Source organism: Winogradskyella vincentii (genome assembly GCF_020166345.1).
GTDB lineage: Bacteria > Bacteroidota > Bacteroidia > Flavobacteriales > Flavobacteriaceae > Winogradskyella > Winogradskyella vincentii.
The window spans coordinates 127,805-148,113 of sequence record NZ_JAIUJS010000002.1 but is presented as its reverse complement, the minus strand read 5'-3'; the positions used below and the strand labels follow the sequence as shown (position 1 = coordinate 148,113).

General features: G+C 34.1%; 14 protein-coding genes. 8 read left to right on the top strand and 6 right to left on the bottom strand.

All coding sequences use genetic code 11. The features are described 5' to 3' along the window. Window positions 1-40: 40 nt before the first annotated feature. Window positions 41-781 (top strand): lysophospholipid acyltransferase family protein, encoded by a 741-nt coding sequence (locus LBV24_RS03825; RefSeq protein WP_224477274.1) that lies wholly within the window; start codon window positions 41-43, stop codon window positions 779-781. Window positions 782-869: 88 nt separating this feature from the next. Here the strand turns inward: LBV24_RS03825 and LBV24_RS03820 are convergent, their stop codons facing one another. From LBV24_RS03820 to recA, 4 genes are all read right to left on the bottom strand, one after another. Then, window positions 870-2,447, bottom strand: coding sequence for a hypothetical protein (locus LBV24_RS03820; protein ID WP_224477273.1), 1,578 nt, complete (start codon window positions 2,445-2,447; stop codon window positions 870-872). Between the two features lies 1 nt (window position 2,448). Beyond that, a complete protein-coding gene (locus LBV24_RS03815; RefSeq protein ID WP_224477272.1) occupies window positions 2,449-2,994 on the bottom strand; it encodes an RNA polymerase sigma factor in 546 nt (181 codons plus the stop codon). A 24-nt stretch (window positions 2,995-3,018) separates the two neighbouring features. Then, window positions 3,019-3,432 (bottom strand): hypothetical protein, encoded by a 414-nt coding sequence (locus tag LBV24_RS03810; protein WP_224477271.1) that lies wholly within the window; start codon window positions 3,430-3,432, stop codon window positions 3,019-3,021. A gap of 98 nt (window positions 3,433-3,530) precedes the next feature. Then, window positions 3,531-4,535 (bottom strand): recombinase RecA, encoded by a 1,005-nt coding sequence (gene recA / locus LBV24_RS03805; RefSeq protein ID WP_224477270.1) that lies wholly within the window; start codon window positions 4,533-4,535, stop codon window positions 3,531-3,533. A 386-nt stretch (window positions 4,536-4,921) separates the two neighbouring features. Between recA and trhO the strand changes: the two genes are divergently transcribed. Beyond that, a complete protein-coding gene (trhO, locus tag LBV24_RS03800; RefSeq protein ID WP_224477269.1) occupies window positions 4,922-5,989 on the top strand; it encodes an oxygen-dependent tRNA uridine(34) hydroxylase TrhO in 1,068 nt (355 codons plus the stop codon). Between the two features lie 33 nt (window positions 5,990-6,022). On the opposite strand, the gene LBV24_RS03795 is transcribed toward trhO, so the two are convergent. Beyond that, the gene (locus tag LBV24_RS03795; RefSeq protein ID WP_224477268.1) at window positions 6,023-7,426 is read right to left on the bottom strand and encodes a peptidoglycan DD-metalloendopeptidase family protein; all 1,404 of its coding nucleotides are present in this window, start codon (window positions 7,424-7,426) and stop codon (window positions 6,023-6,025) included. Window positions 7,427-7,620: 194 nt separating this feature from the next. On the opposite strand from LBV24_RS03795, the gene LBV24_RS03790 reads away from it, so the two are divergent. The 5 genes from LBV24_RS03790 to LBV24_RS03770 all read left to right on the top strand — a co-directional run bounded on the left by LBV24_RS03790 (window position 7,621) and on the right by LBV24_RS03770 (window position 13,087). Continuing rightward, window positions 7,621-8,805: a PSP1 domain-containing protein gene (locus LBV24_RS03790; protein ID WP_224477267.1), complete on the top strand. Its 1,185-nt coding sequence runs from the start codon at window positions 7,621-7,623 to the stop codon at window positions 8,803-8,805. After that, window positions 8,786-9,286 (top strand): gliding motility lipoprotein GldH, encoded by a 501-nt coding sequence (locus LBV24_RS03785; protein ID WP_224477266.1) that lies wholly within the window; start codon window positions 8,786-8,788, stop codon window positions 9,284-9,286. The genes LBV24_RS03790 and LBV24_RS03785 overlap by 20 nt, the downstream gene beginning before the upstream one ends. Before the next feature lie 6 nt (window positions 9,287-9,292). After that, on the top strand, window positions 9,293-11,647 hold the full coding sequence (locus LBV24_RS03780) for a penicillin-binding protein 1A (protein WP_224477265.1): 2,355 nt from the start codon (window positions 9,293-9,295) through the stop codon (window positions 11,645-11,647). An 83-nt stretch (window positions 11,648-11,730) separates the two neighbouring features. Beyond that, window positions 11,731-12,432: a CoA transferase subunit A gene (locus LBV24_RS03775; RefSeq protein WP_224477264.1), complete on the top strand. Its 702-nt coding sequence runs from the start codon at window positions 11,731-11,733 to the stop codon at window positions 12,430-12,432. A 1-nt stretch (window position 12,433) separates the two neighbouring features. Beyond that, window positions 12,434-13,087 (top strand): CoA transferase subunit B, encoded by a 654-nt coding sequence (locus LBV24_RS03770; RefSeq protein WP_224477263.1) that lies wholly within the window; start codon window positions 12,434-12,436, stop codon window positions 13,085-13,087. A 393-nt stretch (window positions 13,088-13,480) separates the two neighbouring features. Here the strand turns inward: LBV24_RS03770 and LBV24_RS03765 are convergent, their stop codons facing one another. Beyond that, window positions 13,481-15,178: an ABC transporter ATP-binding protein gene (locus LBV24_RS03765; protein ID WP_224477262.1), complete on the bottom strand. Its 1,698-nt coding sequence runs from the start codon at window positions 15,176-15,178 to the stop codon at window positions 13,481-13,483. A gap of 221 nt (window positions 15,179-15,399) precedes the next feature. Here LBV24_RS03765 and LBV24_RS03760 point away from each other — a divergent pair, with 221 nt between their 5' ends. Beyond that, window positions 15,400-20,142, top strand: a complete 4,743-nt coding sequence (locus LBV24_RS03760; RefSeq protein WP_224477261.1) for a M14 family zinc carboxypeptidase — start codon at window positions 15,400-15,402, stop codon at window positions 20,140-20,142. Window positions 20,143-20,309 lie beyond the last annotated feature (167 nt).

Here is a 20,309-nt window from a genome sequence, read left to right as displayed (position 1 = left end):
ATAATTTTTTTAAAGGAACTATTTAATTAGTTTTGAAGCTATGGCAATAATAAAGTATCCATTTTGGATTTTTTATAGAGTGTGGTTTTATGTACTTGTTGCATTGCCAATTATTCTATTGCTTCCAATTCTTCTTATTTCAATTTCGAGAGAAAAGTGGTATCCATTTTTCTTTAAACTAGCACGTTTTTGGGCAAAGTTTATTCTAATAGGAATGGGTTTTAATTACAAGATTATTAGAAATCAGAAACCCGAACCTAAAAAGAGTTATATGTTTATTGCCAATCATACCTCAATGGTTGATATTATGTTAATGTTGGTATCCGTAAAGAATCCGTTCGTTTTTGTGGGGAAAAAGGAACTGGCTAAAATTCCGCTATTCGGTTTTTTCTATAAGCGTACCTGTATATTAGTAGATAGAAGTAGCGCTAAAAGCAGACAGGCGGTTTTTTTGAGGGCCCAGAAGCGACTAAAACAAGGGCTGAGCATTTGTATTTTCCCTGAAGGAGGAGTACCTGAGGAGCACGTTGTATTAGATAGTTTTAAAGATGGTGCTTTTAGATTGGCTATCAATCACCAAATCCCAATAGTGCCAATGACCTTTTATGATAACAAAAAACGATTTTCTTATACTTTTTTTAGTGGAGGTCCTGGTAGGATGAGAGCAAGGATCCATGAATTTTTATCTACAGAAGGTTTAACGATTGAAGACACTAAAGCACTAAATGAAAAGTCGAGAAAAATAATTTGGGACGAGTTACATAAACCTTTAAAAACATAAAAGCTACCCTAACCATGAGTAGCTTTTGTCATCATTGCATTCATCATTGCTTTCTGTATTGCAATAACCTAACCTAACTTAAATTTACCTAAAACTTAAAACTTAATCCTGTATACACTCCAATAAAGAATGGTCTAAAATTACCAGACGTATTATTGAATGTATTCAGTTGATACTTGAACGTTGGTTCAAGATTAAAATTCCATTTTTTGGACAGGCTATAATCTAAACCTAATCCAAAGTTTGCACTAAAACTTGTGCTATTAATATTGTTTGCCTCACCAATGAGAGTAGAACTACCATTGATATCTGCGTATATTTCATTTTCACTTAAGAAGAATGTACTAAAGCCACCAATAAAGTTAACGCCAAAACGTGAATCTAATAATCTATACTCTAACTCAAATGGTACTTCAATAAAACCAAACCTTTGATCTAAATCACCAACAAATTGAGTGTTAAATGCCTCTGGCATTGTCGCTCTATTAATCATAGAAGTACTAACCAAGGAAACAGATTGTACACCGTTACTTAAATCTACATTGCTTAATTGTGCGTTAACACCTCTAGAAACAGCATCAGAACCAACAAATCCAATAACATCTGCTGTAGTATAATTTAGATTTACTCTATTAACACCTGCTCTAACTTTTAACCTGTCAGTAATTGCGTATGAACCAGCAATACCATAGCTCATATTAATATCACTGCTCTTTGAGTTTTCGTTAAATTGACTATGCACAGGAGAGCCTTGTCCTAAAGAACTAAAATAAACAGGTGCAACATTAGGCGCTATGCTCCACCTGTTTTGCTTATCCTTTTCTTTTTCATTATTGGCTTTATCGTTTTCTGCAATAGCATTTTCTACAGATTGTTTGTTCACCTCATCAAATATTGAAACCGCATCTTCATTTTTCTCACCTGAAGCTGAATTGTCTTTTAACTTATCGCCGGTTTCATTGGTGTTATTTTCAGCAACCGCATTTTTAGATTTCTCTAATTCATTTTTAACAACATCTTTCATTTCAGTATTTGAAATGACACTTGAGTTATCAATTTGCTCTTTATTATTATCGGTAGTATTTGAAGCAACTTTTGTTGATGACTTGTTGTTTGCAACATCTAAAAGTTCATTGACAGAATTAGGTTTCTCTGGTTGTTGAGATGTCTTGTTAGAATTATCAGCAACCTTAGTTTTCTGTAGTTTATCTGAAGTAATATTATTAATTAGTTGCTTGGTATTTTGAGTAGCATCTTCTTTTGAAGATTCCGAAGCGTTCTCATTTGTATTATCAGCAACTTTCGAGGTATTTTCATCTGTAGAAATCAGCTCTTCTTTCTTAGAGATAATCTCGTTTGTATTATCGTCAGACACATCTTCTGTAGATTCAGAATTATTTTCTTCTCCTTTAATTTCAACGTCTACTACAGGTGTATTTTGATGTTCTGTTGGGTTATTATTGAATACTGAAACGCCAACAGTTAATAATAAAGCAATAACCGCAGCCACGCCACCTATTTGCCACCATAACATAATTACTCTGCGCTTCTTCTTTTTATTAGGCAAACTTTCACTAATGCGATCCCAAACCGCATCATTAGGCGTAACTTCAAAATCCTTAAACTTTTCTTGAAAAAGTCTATCTATGTTTTTCTTATTACTCATTTTATATTGATCGCGAATTTAAATTCGCTTTATAATCTTCTATTTTTTCTTTTAAAATCATTCTAGCTCTCGCTAAGTTAGATTTTGATGTTCCGGTTGAAATGTTAATCAATTCGCTAATTTCCACATGTGAATAGCCATCTAATACATACAAATTAAAAACCAATCTATAGCGATCTGGCAATTCTTGTATAATCTGTAATAAAAAATCTATACTAACATCACCATCATTAATATCAACACTTACATCTTCTATTCGTTCTTCATTAACAATGTCAAAAACGCCAGCACTATCTCTATAGCGTTGCAATGATGTATTAATCGCAATTCGTTTTAACCAACCTTCAAAAGAACCTTTATTATTATACTGATCTATTTTACTAAATACAGTTATAAATGCATCATGCAGATTATCCTCTGCTTCAGCATAGTTTTTAGAATACTTAAGACAAAGCGAAAATAATTTACTTGCAAACTGCTTGTATAATTGGCTTTGTGCTTTAGCATCTTGTTTTATACAATTATTTATGAGTTGATCTAAACTCACATTTTTTCGGTAATTAATTAATAATTATTGTACTACTGGTACTTCTACCAAATAGTACTGGTCTTGTCCGTTACTATCTTTGCCCTGATAAAATTTAAATATGTAGGTTTCGGTTCCTGTTACAGAAAATTCAAAACTTACAGTTACTTCTCCAGACTGCTGTGCGCAATCAAGATTAGTATATACAGAGTTAACAACCGCTATGGTTCTCTCATGCCCATCAATATCGTAGGCAAAATTATTAAACGCATAACAAAATGTAGGGCGCGTATAGGTTAATAGAATGTCATAGGTCTCACCATACACAAATTCCTCTGGCATTTCTACAGAATCAATTGGCATTACTTCAAGGTAGTAAGACGGTTCATCTTCATCCTCAAGACTACATGAGCACAAAAATGAAAACAGTATCACAGCTATTAAACCAAACCTTTTCATAAATAATTTTAATCAATTACATACAGTAGATGCAAAAAACCTAAAAGGGTTGCGTCCTAAAACAAAAAAATCCTGAAATTTTTCAGGATTTTAAAATATTACTTAGAATCATTAATGAGCGCCCTCACTTTTTCTTCTAGTTCATCCATTAAATCCGGATTATCTTTTATCAGAGATTTTACAGCATCTCTTCCTTGGCCAAGTTTAGTGTCTTCGTAGCTAAACCATGATCCACTCTTCTTCACAATGTCATGTTCTACCGCTAAATCTAGTACTTCACCAACTTTAGAAATTCCTTCGCCATACATTATATCAAATTCAGCAGTTCTAAATGGAGGCGCAACCTTATTTTTTACAACCTTAACACGGGTTTTATTACCCATAACATTACTGTTGCTGTCTTTTATTTGTGTAGAACGTCTTATATCTAAACGTACAGAAGCATAAAACTTCAGTGCATTTCCACCTGTAGTCGTTTCAGGGTTACCAAACATTACACCAATTTTTTCACGTAATTGGTTAATGAAGATCATTGTACAGTTTGTTTTACTAATTGATGCCGTAAGCTTTCTTAAAGCCTGAGACATTAAACGCGCATGTAATCCCATTTTTGAGTCTCCCATTTCACCTTCAATCTCACTCTTTGGTGTAAGTGCGGCAACGGAATCAATTACTACAATATCAATTGCACCAGAACGCACAAGATTATCTGCAATCTCTAATGCTTGCTCACCATTATCTGGTTGAGATATGATAAGGTTTTCTAAATCAACACCTAATTTTTCTGCATAAAAACGATCAAAAGCATGTTCTGCATCAATAAAGGCTGCAATTCCACCTGCTTTTTGCGCTTCAGCGATAGCATGTAACGTTAGTGTAGTTTTACCAGATGATTCTGGGCCATAAATTTCAATTACTCTTCCTCTTGGATAACCTCCTACACCCAATGCAATATCCAATCCTAGTGAACCAGAAGAAATGGCATCTACATCCTCTATTGCCTGATCACTCATTTTCATTACAGTACCCTTGCCATAAGCTTTGTCTAACTTATCTAAAGTTAGTTTTAGCGCTTTTAATTTTGCGTCTTTTTCACTACTCATCTAAACGTTTTTCTTAATTAATTGAACATCAAAAATACCACTTATTTTAATTATTTCAATTTTATGACGCAACCATTTTACACTTTTTACATCTACTAAATGAAAAAGGAAATAATTGCTATGAAAGCCTTTTAAAAAGTTGAGATAAGTCTTTTAAAATTTTCTACTTTTTAAATAAACCAAGTTAGCAAAGCATTAGGTGTTTCAGCTACTGTATTGAGACGGTAGCTGATAGCCGATGTAGATTAACCTTTTTAATTAGTTTTAGTTATAGTTAGTTAATCTAAGGAAAGCACTTTAATACTTTTAAGGTGCTTTTTTAATGCCGTTAAGTGAAAAAAATTACCTTTGTGCTTTATTCTTTAACCTTAAAACATTAGTATAGCATGCAACTGTACAATAACTTAAGTGCTAAGGAAAGAGCGGAGTTAATTGAAAAAGCGGGAAAAGAACGCTTAACAATCTCTTTCTATAAGTACGCCAAAATTGGCAATCCAGAAATTTTTAGAAACCACTTGTTCTTAGCGTGGGACCAATTTGATGTCCTAGGCAGAATTTATGTCGCAAATGAAGGTATAAATGCCCAACTTTCTGTGCCAGCAGAAAATTTTGAAGCGTTTAAAAACCACCTTGACACCATTTCTTTTTTAGAAAATGTAAGATTGAACATTGCTATTGAGCACGATAATTTTGCCTTTTTAAAACTAAAGGTAAAAGTGCGTCATAAAATTGTAGCAGATGGTTTAAACGATGATTCCTTTGATGTAACAAATAAAGGAATACATGTAGATGCGGAGCAGTTTAATGAGCTTATTGAAGATCCAGATACGGTATTGGTAGATATGCGAAATCACTACGAAAGTGAAATAGGCCATTTTAAAAATGCCGTAACTCCAGATGTAGATACGTTTAGAGAGTCCTTAGACCTAATAGAAGAAGATTTAAAAGAACACAAGGAGGACAAAAAGCTTGTAATGTATTGTACAGGTGGAATTAGATGTGAAAAGGCCAGTGCCTACTATAAGCACAAGGGATTTAAAAATGTTTATCAGTTAGAAGGAGGTATTATTAATTATGCCAGACAGGTTGAATCTAAAGGTTTAGACAACAAGTTTATTGGTAAAAATTTTGTCTTTGACCAACGTCGATCAGAGCGAATAAGTAATGACGTAATAGCAAATTGTCATCAATGTGGCAAACCAGCTGATTTGCATACAAATTGTGCGAACGAGGGTTGTCATTTATTATTTATTCAATGTGATGAGTGCAAAGAAAAAATGGACAATTGCTGTTCAACAAACTGTCAAGAGATTATTAAACTGCCATATGAAGAGCAAAAAGCAATGCGAAAAGGACAAGGCAACAGTAATGATATCTTCAAAAAGGGAAGGGCAGATCATCTGCCTTTTAAAAAGGACTTGAGAAATATTTTTGATACATTAAAACCACAATAAAAAAAGGCTCTTGAAAAAGAGCCTTTTTTAATATTAGTTTTTAATAAACCTATGTATTTTGGTTTCTCCAGATTCTCCTTTTAACGTCAAGAAGTACATCCCTTTGGCAATATTTGACAGGTCTATACTTTTAATGCCAACTGAATTTTGATTGCTTATAGCTAAAATAGACTTTCCTGTAACGTCAATAATATTAGCATTTGTAATGATTGTATTAGTGTCAATTTGCAAAACATCAGTTGCTGGGTTTGGATATATTGAGGTGCTTTCTGAAGAATCTTCATCAATGCTTAATGAACCGACGTTAAAGGAATGAGAAACTGTTTCTCCAAAATATGTAGCCTCCCAAGTCCATTCACCACTCATTGCAAACACACCACTAAAATTCCAGTAGAAGTAAGATGAATAAAAATCGTTGTTTAAATCAAAATTCCAATTATACAAAGTTGAATTATCAGGCCTAGTTATTTTTAGATTAATTGAAGAACCAGCAACTTGGTCCCTCAGGTAAAAAGCAAAGTAAATGTTATCAGCATTATCAAAACTATCACTTTCGTTTGTAGTTTCTGTTGTTGGGCATGCGTTAAAAACTGGCGGAGCTGAGTGAGTTATAACAGCATTGATGCCCGGACTATTATATGGTCTCTGAGTTTGCCACCAAGATTCAGTATTCATGGTATTGCAAGTGCCAGCGTATGGATCTACCAATTGAGTGTAATTAGCATCTGTGTAAACCTCAAAATGCAAGTGCGGGCCAGTGGATACACCAGAACTACCCATAACGCCCAAAAATTCGCCTTCACTAACCATATCGCCAATATTTTTTGAGGTTAATGAACCGTTCTTTAGATGACCATACCAAGCAATACTACCATCGCTATGTTGAATATAAACAGCATTCCAAGGCGTCGTGGTGCTAAAGTCACAGCTACGATCAAAATTCCCATCGTTTTTTGCAATGATTTGACCAGGTGCTCCAGCAATAATTTCAACCTCATCATTATCCATCAAATACCACCCGAACGGCCATGAATAAACGTCAAGGCCTTGATGGTTATAGCCATTAGTAGTATCATACGATCTGGCACCGCAGTTATAATCTGTAAGCTGATCAGGAAATGAAGTATTATGGTCTACATAGTTTGAAACACCATAGATTTCATTGTATGATGACGAACTAGATTTTTGTACTGGCCAAATGAATAAAGGATGTGTACCTCTGTTAGCCTCATTGTAGGCTAATCTATTTTGAGATTTTAGGAGTGCAATTCCACTAGAAGTCTCTTGTTCGATTAATGTACGTTGTTGGTCAGTTAGGCAGGATTCCTGTGGTGGATTAAAAATGTATTCACCTCCATTAGGTTCTTGTAAAGGGCTCTGGGAAAAACAAAATGTTAATCCTATTACCAAGCTTAAAAAAGTAATAATTGTTTTCATATCTATAGTGGTTGATTTTTATTACATCGTAAGGTCAAAAAAATGTGAGCATTTATTAAAAATGCGTCCACTACTCAATTAGAAATAAGGAGAATATCACTTCTAATTTACTAAATAAATAATACTATCTTTACTTTTTAATTATGAATCCTCCATCTAGGTTTTAAATCTAGACTTAAGATATATTATTTTTTATGGCTTGTAACAGTTGCTCAACTGGTAAAGACGGTCAACCAAAAGGATGCAGAAACAATGGAACTTGCGGTACAGACAGCTGCAATAAACTTACTGTTTTTGATTGGTTGTCTAATATGTCATTGCCCAACGGACAAGAACCCTTTAAAGGTGTAGAAGTTCGTTTTAAAAATGGCAGAAAACAATATTTCAAAAACACTGAAAATCTCACATTAAGTATTGGAGATATTGTGGCTACTCAGGCTAAGTCAGGTCACGATGTTGGTATGGTAACTCTAACTGGTGAATTGGTTAGAGTACAAATGAAGCGTAAAAAAGTAGACATTAATGACGATGAGTCTGTTTTAAAAATCTACCGAAAGGCTACCCAAAAAGACATTGATGTTTGGTCTGCATCTAGAGACAAGGAAGAGCCAATGAAAGTTAAGGCACGTCAGTTTGCTATAGACCTTAACCTTAAAATGAAGATTTCTGATATAGAGTACCAAGGTGATGGAAGTAAAGCAACGTTTTACTATACTGCAGAAGAACGTGTGGATTTCAGAGAATTAATAAAGGTATTTGCACGTGAATTTAGAACGCGTATAGAAATGCGTCAGGTAGGATTTAGGCAGGAAGCTGCTAGACTTGGTGGTATAGGTTCTTGTGGGCGCGAATTGTGTTGTTCTACTTGGTTAACGGATTTTAGATCAGTGAGCACTTCAGCCGCAAGGTACCAGCAGTTGTCATTAAACCCCTTGAAATTGGCAGGACAATGTGGAAAGCTAAAATGCTGTCTTAACTATGAACTAGATGCTTATTTAGATGCTTTAAAATCATTTCCTAAAAATGACACAAAGCTTTATACCGAAAAAGGTACAGCCGTTTGCCAAAAAACAGATATTTTCAAAGGATTAATGTGGTATGCTTACGAAGGAGAGTGGATGAATTGGCATGTTATAACTACGGATCAGGCCAATGAAATAATTGAGAAAAACAAGAAAAAAATAAAAGTTGCTAGTCTTGAGGAATATGCAGCAGATCATATCCAAGACACTAAAAATGAGTTTGAAAACGTTGTTGGTCAAGATAGTTTAACGCGTTTCGATAATCCAAAATCAAAAAGGAAACGTAAAAACAATAGGAAGAAACGAAATCGAAACCGAAATAGAAACCAAAATACAAATGCAAAAAAGAATTCGTAATGTCTTATTAGTTGTAGTTTGTTTTTTATGCATAGGTTGTGATTCTAATGCGGTTTATGACGTTTATAAGCCAGTTCCAAATCAATGGCACAAGGATTCCTTAGCAAGTTTCACAATGCAAGCCCCAGATACAATAAATAGTTACAACCTATTTGTTAATGTAAGGAATACAAATGATTATAAGTTTAGCAATCTGTATTTAATAGTTGAGTTAAATTACCCTAACGGAAAAACACTAAAAGATACATTAGAGTATAAAATGGCAAAACCTAATGGAGAATTATTAGGTACAGGTTTTACCGATATTAAGGAAAACAAACTTTGGTATAAAGGGTATGATCAGCAATTCATATTCACGGAAGAAGGAGAATACAAGGTAGATATTCAACATGCAATGAGAGAGAATGGTAGTGTAAATGGAGTTACTAATCTCGAAGGAATTACTGATATAGGATTTAGAGTAGAAAATGCTTTAAAATAGATTATTATGGCAAAAAAGAAAGAGACAACTAACAAAGCAAAAGCTGTTGACTTTTCAAAATACATTCGCTGGTTTTGGATATTATTTGCGAGTGGTATACTGGCATTTATTTTATTGTTTCTTTTAGCTTCATGGGGAGCGCTTGGTGAAATGCCAGATCACACTAGATTAGAAAACCCAGAAACAAACCTAGCAACAGAAATTATTTCTTCAGATGGTAAAACTTTAGGAAAGTTTTATTTTAATGATAATAGAACACCAGTAGGATATGAGAATTTACCTAAGCATCTGGTAGATGCTTTAATAGCAACAGAAGATATTAGATTTTATGATCATTCTGGTATTGATGGTAGAGGTACCTTAAGAGCTATATTTAAGGCTGGTACTGGAGGTGGAGCAAGTACAATTTCCCAGCAATTGGCAAAACAACTGTTTACCGATCAAGTTTCAAAAAACAGAATTGAACGTGCGCTACAAAAAGTAAGAGAGTGGATTATTGCAATAAGACTAGAGCGACAATACACCAAAGAAGAAATTATAGCACAATATTTTAATATATATGATTTTGGAAATAATGGTGATGGTATTCGTTCAGCTTCAAGAATCTATTTCGGAAAAGAACCTCAAGATCTTGACTTAAAAGAATCAGCCATGTTAGTGGGTATGTTCAAGAATTCTTCACTTTATAACCCACGAAGGAATCCAGTTGGTGTTAAAAACAGAAGAAATGTAGTTTTAGCGCAACTTCATAAATATGAGTTTATTTCTGAAGAGGTCAAAGATTCATTACAAGCAACGGAATTAGATTTAAACTATACGCCAGAATCTCATAGAGAAGGAATTGCAACTTATTTTAGGGAGTACTTGAGATCATTTATGAAGGATTGGGCGAATGATAAAAAGAACCGTAAACCAGATGGTAGTAAGTACGATTTATACCGTGATGGTCTAAAGGTGTTTACCACTATAGATTCACGAATGCAAACGCACGCCGAGAAGGCTGTTGAATTACACATGCCGCGTTTACAAGCTGAGTTTGATAATCAGAATACACCTAAGAGAAATCCAACAGCACCATTTTTGGAGTTAGATAAATCAGAAATAGACAAGTTACTACGAGATGGTATGCGTAGAGGAGAACGTTGGAGAATTCTAAAGAAACAAGGCAAATCAGACAAAGAAATAGAAGCTTCGTTTTATGAACCTTTAGAAATGACTGTTTTTAAATGGATTGATGGAAAACCTGGAGAAGTAGATACTATTATGAAGCCTATTGATTCTATGAGATATTATAAATCTTTTCTAAGACCAGGAATGATGTCTATGGATCCGCAAACTGGTCATGTTAAAGCATGGGTAGGCGGTATGGATTACAGGCATTTTAAATATGACATGGTTAAGCAAGGAAAACGTCAAGTAGGCTCAACATTTAAACCCTTTGTTTATGCTACTGCTATAGACCAATTGCAAATTTCACCATGTGATTCATTTCCTAGATCACCAATTACAATTGAGGCAGAGAAATATGGTAATCCTGAACCATGGACTGTTGAAAATGACAATGGTAATTATTCAGGTGTACAAACATTAAAGGATGCTTTGGCAACTTCTACAAATACTGTAACTGCAAGACTTATGAATGAAATTGGTCCTCAGCCTGTTGTTGAGATGGCTAAGAAACTTGGGGTTGAGCAAGAGATTTTACCTGTTCCAGCAATTGCATTAGGAACACCAGATATTAGTGTTTATGAAATGGTGGCTGCATACTCGACCTTTGCTAATAAAGGTGTTTATAATAGACCCGTTATGGTAACTAGAATTGAGGATAAAAATGGCACTGTACTTTATCAGTTCACACCAGAGAGTAAGGACGTTTTGAGTGAAGAAGTTGCATATGTAACTGTAAACTTAATGGAAGGGGTGACTCAAGGAGGATCTGGCACACGTCTTAGGACAAAAGGTTATGATAAATGGCGAGCAGAATACAGAGAGATAATAACAGGTTATCCTTATGAATTTTCAAACCCAATTGCAGGTAAAACAGGTACCACTCAAAATCATAGTGACGGCTGGTTTATGGGCATGGTTCCAAATTTAGTAACAGGTGTTTGGGTAGGTGCAGAAGATAGAGCTGCACATTTTAAAACGATCACTTATGGTCAAGGGGCTTCAATGGCATTACCAATATGGGGATTATATATGAAGGCCTGCTATGCGGATGAATCTCTAAATGTTTCTAAGGATGAATTTGAAAAACCATCCGAATTGTCTATAAATGTGGATTGTTCTGTTGTATCCAAGAACGACCAACCTGAAGATACAGACCTAGAAGATGATATAGAAGACTTCTCAGATTTTTAAACCGTTTTCATCTTTTTTTAGTTTCTTTTTTCTGTGAAAATAGACCGTAGTTTTGTAATTTTCATGTAATAAAAATATGTTTCATGATTAACAAAAAAGTACCTGGTGTTATTGAAGCCTTAGAGGGTGTTTCAGACAATATGACCTTGATTTTAGGTGGATTTGGTCTTTCGGGAATACCAGAGAATTCCATTGCTCAACTAGTTAAACTTAATGTAAAAGGCTTAACATGTATTTCAAACAATGCAGGTGTTGATGATTTTGGTTTAGGACTTCTTCTTCAACAAAAGCAAATTGACAAGATGATATCTTCTTATGTAGGAGAAAATGATGAGTTTGAGCGCCAAATGCTTTCTGGGGAATTAGAGGTTGAACTTATACCACAAGGAACTCTTGCAGAAAGGTGTAGGGCTGCACAAGCTGGATTTCCTGCATTTTATACACCTGCGGGATATGGCACTGAAGTAGCTGAAGGGAAGGAAGTAAGAGAATTTGATGGTAAAATGCATGTATTGGAATACGCCTTTAAAGCTGATTTCGGTTTTGTGAAAGCTTGGAAAGGTGATACAGCTGGGAATTTAATTTTTAAGGGAACAGCAAGAAACTTTAACCCTAATATCTGTGGTGCCGCAAAAATTACTGTAGCAGAGGTGGAAGAATTAGTTCCTGCAGGAGAGTTAGACCCAAACCAAATACACATACCAGGAATTTTTGTCCAAAGAATTTTTCAAGGAGCACTGTATGAGAAACGCATTGAACAACGAACTGTAAGACAACGCAATTGATATGTTAGATAAGAATGGAATAGCCAAGCGAATTGCTAAAGAAGTTAAAAATGGGTACTATGTTAATTTGGGTATTGGGATACCTACATTGGTAGCCAATTTTGTTAGAGACGATATTGAAGTTGAATTTCAAAGTGAGAACGGAGTTCTTGGCATGGGACCATTTCCGTTTGAGGGAGAGGAAGATCCTGATATAATTAATGCTGGTAAGCAAACCATTACAACCTTACCAGGTGCTAGTTTCTTTGATTCTGCCATGAGTTTTTCAATGATTAGAGGAAAGCACGTTGACCTTACTATACTTGGAGCAATGGAAGTTGCAGAAAATGGTGACATAGCCAATTGGAAAATACCAGGCAAAATGGTTAAAGGCATGGGTGGTGCTATGGATTTAGTAGCGAGTGCTGAAAATATTATTGTTGCAATGATGCACACAAATAGGGCAGGAGCCTCAAAACTATTAAAGCGATGTACATTGCCATTGACTGGAGTGGGATGCGTGAAAAAAATTGTTACAAATTTGGCAGTAATTGAAGTAACGCCAGAAGGCTTTAAACTTTTAGAAAGAGCGCCTGGTGTTTCAGTGGAACAGATAGAAGACGCAACAGAAGGAAAATTAATAGTTGAAGGTGAAGTACCTGAAATGGTGCTATAGAATTTAGAGTTAAAACCGTAGTATAGAATCAATGTGTTTCATTATTAATATGTAAGAAATATCCTCAACAACCTCTTAAAATGTTAAAATACAGTGTATTTTATCGATTAATAATGTATTTAAACTGATATTCTAAAAATTAGTTTCATATTAGCAGTCCCAAATAATAATAACCAAGTTTACCATAAACTTAATTTATGATTTGCCCCAAATTTATCATGAATTTAACTTATGAAAAAAAATAATCTACCAGAACCTACTTTAACCGAAAACTACATGTTTTCCAATTTTAAAAACACTATGAGGTTAGTCTCTAATGTTTTAAAATTAACAAAGAAAATTTTCATGCTATAACCGAAAGGAATTAGCATGAAAATTTTTATTTAGACCTATTTATTTTATAATTCCCTTAGGAATAGAATCTATTAAATTTTTTGTGTAGTCTTTTTTAGGATTATTAAAAATTTCATCTGCATCACCATTTTCTTCAATTTTACCTGCATTCATTACTAAAAGTTGATCAGCCATATATTTCACTACGGCCAAATCGTGTGAGATAAATATATATGTAAATTGAAACTGATCCTTTAAGTTATTAAGTAAATTTAATACTTGGGCTTGAACTGATATATCCAATGCAGAAACGGATTCATCGCAAACAATTAATTTTGGTTCCAATGCAATAGTTCTTGCAATCCCAATGCGTTGGCGTTGGCCACCAGAAAATTCGTGAGGGTATTTATAATAGCTAGATTCATCAAGACCAACGGCACTTAAAATTTCGAATACCTTCTTTTTTCTTGCTGAATGATCAGCCCCTATATTATGAACTACCATTGGCTCTATAATAGCATCACCAACCATAATTCTAGGATTCAGTGAAGCAAATGGGTCTTGAAAAATAATCTGTATTTCTCTTCTTAACTTCCTTAATTGTTGCTTGCTTAAATTGGTTATGTCTTTTCCATTGTATTTTATAGTACCAGAGGTAGCTTTGTCTAATTGAAGTATTGCGTTACCTAAGGTAGATTTACCGCAACCAGACTCACCAACTAAACCTATTGTTTCTCCAGGAAAAACTTTAAAACTTACATCGTTAACAGCTTTAAAGGCATTAGGCTTATTAAACCATCCAGCTTTTGAATAATATTCCTTTTCCAAGTTTATGATTTCTAGGATAGGAGCCTGACTATATAATATCTTATGTTGTTCTTGGCGTTGAGAATCTGTAATCACTTCTTTATCAATATTATTATCCATAAAGTCAGTAATAGTTGGCAATTTTTTAAACCGCTTTTCGGTAGATGGCCTTGCGCCAATTAAAGCTTTGGTATAATTATGTTTAGGTGATTTAAAGATTGTTTTTGTATTCCCTATTTCTACAATTTTACCTTTATACATTACAATGACTTCATCTGCAAATTCAGAAACCAATGATAAGTCATGAGATATGAATAATATACTCATTTTGGTTTCCTTTTGGATAGTTTTTAGAAGCTCAAGTATATCTTTTTGGACGGTAACATCTAATGCGGTTGTAGGCTCATCTGCTATTAATAACTTTGGGTTACAAGCTATAGCCATAGCTATCATTACGCGTTGTTTTTGACCACCTGAAATTTCATGCGGATAAGCTTTATAAATCCTTTCTGGTTGAGGAAGTTTAACTTTCTGAAATAGAGATATGACTTCTTCTTTAATTTCTGACTTACTGAGTTTAGTATGTCGTTGTATAATTTCTAAAACTTGTTTACCACATCGCATAGATGGGTTTAGTGAACTCATAGGTTCTTGAAAAATCATTGCGATTTCATTACCTCTGACATTTTGAATTTCTTTATCATTTAACCCAGTTAGTTCATTTCCATTAAATTTTATTGATCCAGAAGTGTTTTTGGAAATTGTCTTTGGTAACAAACCCATGATTGAAAGTGAGGTAATTGATTTTCCAGACCCAGATTCACCAACTACTGCAGTAATAGAATTTGCTTTAACCGTAAAGCTTATGTTATTAAGTATTGAAACCTCTTTATTCTTGCTAAAAATAGAGACTGACAAGTTAGAAACTTCAATTATTGGCGTGTTTGACATAATTAAAAGTAAATATACAGAAGAGATTTGTTGAAATTGACACGAATATGATCAAAATCCAAGATTTTTTAGAATTTCATAAAAGGTTAAAAAACAATACATTATGAAAACAAAAATTTTATTACATTGCATTTCATCGAATAAATATGCGTTTTATGGATAAAAATTCAAAAAATAGTATATATTAGCCTCCTAATAATTTCATTACAAACCCCAAACTAATGAGAAATTTTACCTACTTAATGTTGGTGCTTTTATTAGCGCTTCAATCTTCTTACTCTCAAGAGAAGTATTCTCGAATAAAAATTTCTAACCCTAATCAACAATTAATTAATTCAATAGGTGCCCAAGGTATCGATTTGAGTTGTGGTGCGAAGCATGAAGGAGAGTCCTTAATTTTAGAACTTTCTGAAACTGCACTGAACAAATTAAACAGTATAAATGTAAACTATGAATTACAGATAGATGACATCTCAGAATTCTATGTTCAAAGGGCAGAACAGGATATGATCTCAGGTAAATCTAGTTTCAAGCCAAAAACAAAATCTCGGACTTCTATTTCAAAATCTTCAGTTTCAAGTATTGTCATGGACAATATAATTCAGTACACAGGTGAAGATGAAATAGACTTTGTTGAACCACAGAATTTTCCTGATGTTAATACACTTACTATGGGAGGTTGTTTAACAATAAGTGAAGTTGAAGCACAACTGGATGCGATGCGTAACTATTCTCAAACTAATGGTTTAAATATAGTTTCAGTAAAATCAGATGCGTCTTCCTCTGGGCAAAAAACATGGGGAAATCCTACGGACAATTATACAAATCAGCATAATAACGGACCTTCAACATATTCTGGGACAGGATCAACGAGATGGAATCCACAATCCATTTATTACATTCGTATAACTGGTAATGAGAGCTCTACACCAGAAGGGACAAAGCCACAAATATTATATACATCAATGATTCATTCAAGAGAGTTGAGTGCATTGATGAATAATATTTACTTTATGTGGTATATTATTGAGAACTACAATACAGATCCTGGAATCAAAGAATTAGTTGATAATAATGAATTATACTTTGTTCCTGTAGTAAATCCAGACGGTTTAAGATATAACGAAGAAACTAATCCAAGTGGTGGCGGAATGCAGCGTAAGAATTTAAGACCATTATCCAATGGTACAATAGACCCAAATAGAGGAGTAGATTTAAACAGAAACTTTGATTATTATTTTGGCCTTAACAATGTTGGTTCAAGTGGTACTACTAGTAGTGGAACTTATAGAGGGCCTTCTGCAGAATCTGAGCCAGAGACACAGATAATGGTAGATTTTATTGAAAGTAGAAACTTTAAATCAGCAGTATGGAATCACTCATATGCAAATTCTGTTCCTCACCCTTATGGTGGAGATCCTAGTGCCAATACAGATAGAGAAGACGAATATTATAGATGGCATGAAGAAATGACCAGATATAACCGTTATTTATACGGAGCAACTATATTTTATGAGTCCAACGGTTTGCCAGATGATTGGATGATGGGTGGTGAGCCAGATAATAATGGTTCTACCGGACTAAGTCAGGCAATTATTGCCACGACTCCAGAACATGGAGGAGAAGGCTTCTGGCCAGCAAGATCGTCAATTGTTCCTATTGCAAAAAGATCTATGCGTATTTCATTAGCAACTGCCTATTATGGTGGTAAGTATGCTAAACTTCATGATTTAACGCAAAGTGATATCACAACGACTTCTAATGTCCCATTGGATTTTGGTATTGAAAGAATTGGTCAAACACAAAGTGGATTTACTGTTACGGTAACACCAATTTCTTCTAACATATTAAACATTACATCACCAGGAACTGTTACAGGAATAGATATTAATACTACACCTGTCGCGAATACCTTCAGAAATCAGACTGAAGTTACAGCAACCATGGATTTAGATCCAACAATCCAGGCGAATGATAAAATTGAATACAACGTAAAGTTCTCAAATGATGATGGTATTATTTATGAAGCGAATTACGAAAAGTATTACCAACCAACAGTACTTTTAAGTCATAATTCTGATACTGAAAATTTAACTGATGAATGGGATCAGACGAATGGTTGGACAGAAACATCTACCGATGCATATTCTGGGAATGATGCTATATATACAGGAACACACTCTAGTAACGCAACCAAAAGATTAACTACTAAGGCAAGCTATGATTTTTCTAGCTCTTCTGAAGTTGTGATTCAATTTTACACTAAATGGGACATTGAACGTAATTATGATTTTGTTGAGGTCCTTGGCTCTCCAGATGGAGGTACCAATTGGGTTTCTTTAAAAGGAAATTATACAAAACCAAATGCTACAAGTGCAACCACAAGCCATGACAACAAAAGTTCTTCATATGCTAATTTTCAAGCAAATAGTTCAGGAGAAGTTTATGATGGAGATCGCATGGATAATTGGGTGATGGAAGAAATTACTATAGACGGTAATTATGCATCATTACTCAGTTCTAATAATGTGAAAATTAGATTTAATTTTAGAACGGATGCGCTTAATGTTAACGAGAGTTATACAACAACAAATGATGGTTATTATATAGATGATTTTAAAATTATCAGTATTCAAATTCCATGTGTTACAACTGTTCCAACAGGATTAGCTGTTAGTGGGATTACGGATTCAAGTGCTAATGTAGCTTGGGACAATATACCTTCAGCTACATATGATATTAGATATAAAGAAGTTTTATCTTCTACTTGGACAGAGGTTACAGACTTGGTTTCTCCAAGCTATGCATTGAGTGGATTAACTCCTACTACAGACTATGAAGTGCAGGTAAGAACGAGATGTACTACGGCAACTTCAGCTTATACAGCTTCTGAAAACTTTACAACCACAGATTTAACCTATTGTACGGCAAGTGGCGGAAGTATTGCTGATGAATATATTGGAGGTGTTACTGTTAATTCAATTACAAATGACACTTCTCCTTCCGGTAGTGGAACATCTTCGGGTTATTCGGACTTTACTGGATCTTATATCTTTGACCCTTTACAAGTAGGAAGTACAGGGAATAGTATATCAGTTTCAAAATTCTGGAACAACGTTTATAATGAAGCTGTCTCAGTTTGGATAGATTTTAATAAAAACGGAGTATTTGATAGTTCAGAAAAGATATTGGAGGATGGCGCAAACCAAAATACGCCAATCTCAGGTACCTTTACTGTCCCTTCTGGCGCAGTTACAGGCAATACAACTATGAGAGTGATAATGAAGTATATTAATGGATCAGGCTCTTTACAAACCGATCCCTGTGAGGATTTTAGTTATGGTGAAGTAGAAGACTACAGTTTATACCTTTATGATGGTATGTTATTTACCAATAGCACATGGTATCCAAATGCACCAGATGGAACCACAGGATCTTTTAACGCTCTAATACTGGATGGTACATTTAATGCAAATTCTAATTTTGAAGTAAACGATTTAACAGTAAATACTGGCGCAACTTTAAATTTAAATAAAGCAAATGCAATTACCGTAAACGGTAATGTATCGACAAACGGTGATTTAGTTTTAAATTCAGATTCTAATGAGTTTTCTAGTTTATTAGTAACGGGTAATGTAATTGGAGATGTTAAATATAATCGTCATGTAAATTCCAATACAAATGACAACGATTTAATTGCACCTCCTGTAAGTGGAGAGTCATTTGTAGATTTCTTATTAAACAATAACAATGTATTTACAAATGGCACCCAGACGTTGTTCTTATTTGGTGATTTTGAAAAACCATCAAACCAGTATATGGTATACTCCAATACGGAAACTGCAATTTTGGATGCAGGTAAAGGTTATCGAGCAGCTTCTACTGATGATGGTACATTTGAATTTACAGGTGCAGTTACTACTAGCAATCTTGTAGTGCCAATTGAGCGAACAGGTACAACTTATACACAATGGAATTTAATTGGTAATCCTTATACATCATATATAAAACTGTCTGATTTTTTAACTGCAAACATATCTGAGCTAGATCCACTTAGTGCTGCGGTGTATGGTTATGATGCTGACGATTCTAATGGAAGTAATTGGGCAATATGGAATTTAGCATATTCTGATGCTAATCCAGGTACATTGATTGCACCAGGTCAAGGATTTTTTGTGTCGGCAAGAACGGGATCAAACGTTAATATAACTTTTAATTCAACAATGAGGTCCACTGGTAATTCAGATGATTTTATTGCAGGTCGTAATAACGCTACTACAATTGCAAACTCAGTTTTTGAAATTGAAAAGAGCAATGATGCTTTTGAGACAGAGTTATATTTTACCGATAATGCAACTACAGGTCTTGATTTGGGTTATGATGCTGAACATTTTGGCGGTGCCCCATCTAACTTCTCAATTTACACGGAGTTAGTTGACAATAATCAAGGAACTGATATGGCTGTACAATCAATCGCATTTAGCGACGTAACTAATAATGCCATAATTCCTGTAGGATTAAATCTTAATCAAGGTGAGCAAGCGACAATAAGAATGACTTCATCAAGTGCGTCATTTGACATATTTTTAGAGGATACTCAAGAAAACACATTTACTCTTTTAAATAATGCTGAATATACATTTACAGCAGACACTAATATGTCTGATATTGGTAGATTTTATCTTAGATTTAATTCAAATGTGTTATCTGCTAATGAAGCATCATTGGATCATGTACATATATATAATGATAATGACCTAGAGAGAATCATTATAAAAGGTCAATTAAACCAAAAAGCTATACTAACGCTTTATGATATACAAGGTAGAGAAATTCTTAGCAAAGCATTGGAGACCAATAACTCAATAAATACGGTTAATACAGCTGGATTTATGAGTGGAGTTTATTTGGTTAAATTGCAGAACGAAACAACAACTATTTCTAAAAAATTGATAATCAAATAGTTGTAAGTTAGCAATAACTTGAAATGGCCTAAACTACAATTTAGGCCATTTTTTATTATATGAAAGTAAAAACTGACATACCATTACGGTTTTTCCGCAATTATTAATAATATAGGCTTAAAATTTATTTTTAATTGTTGAGGGGTAAAAAAAAATTCCTAATTTGA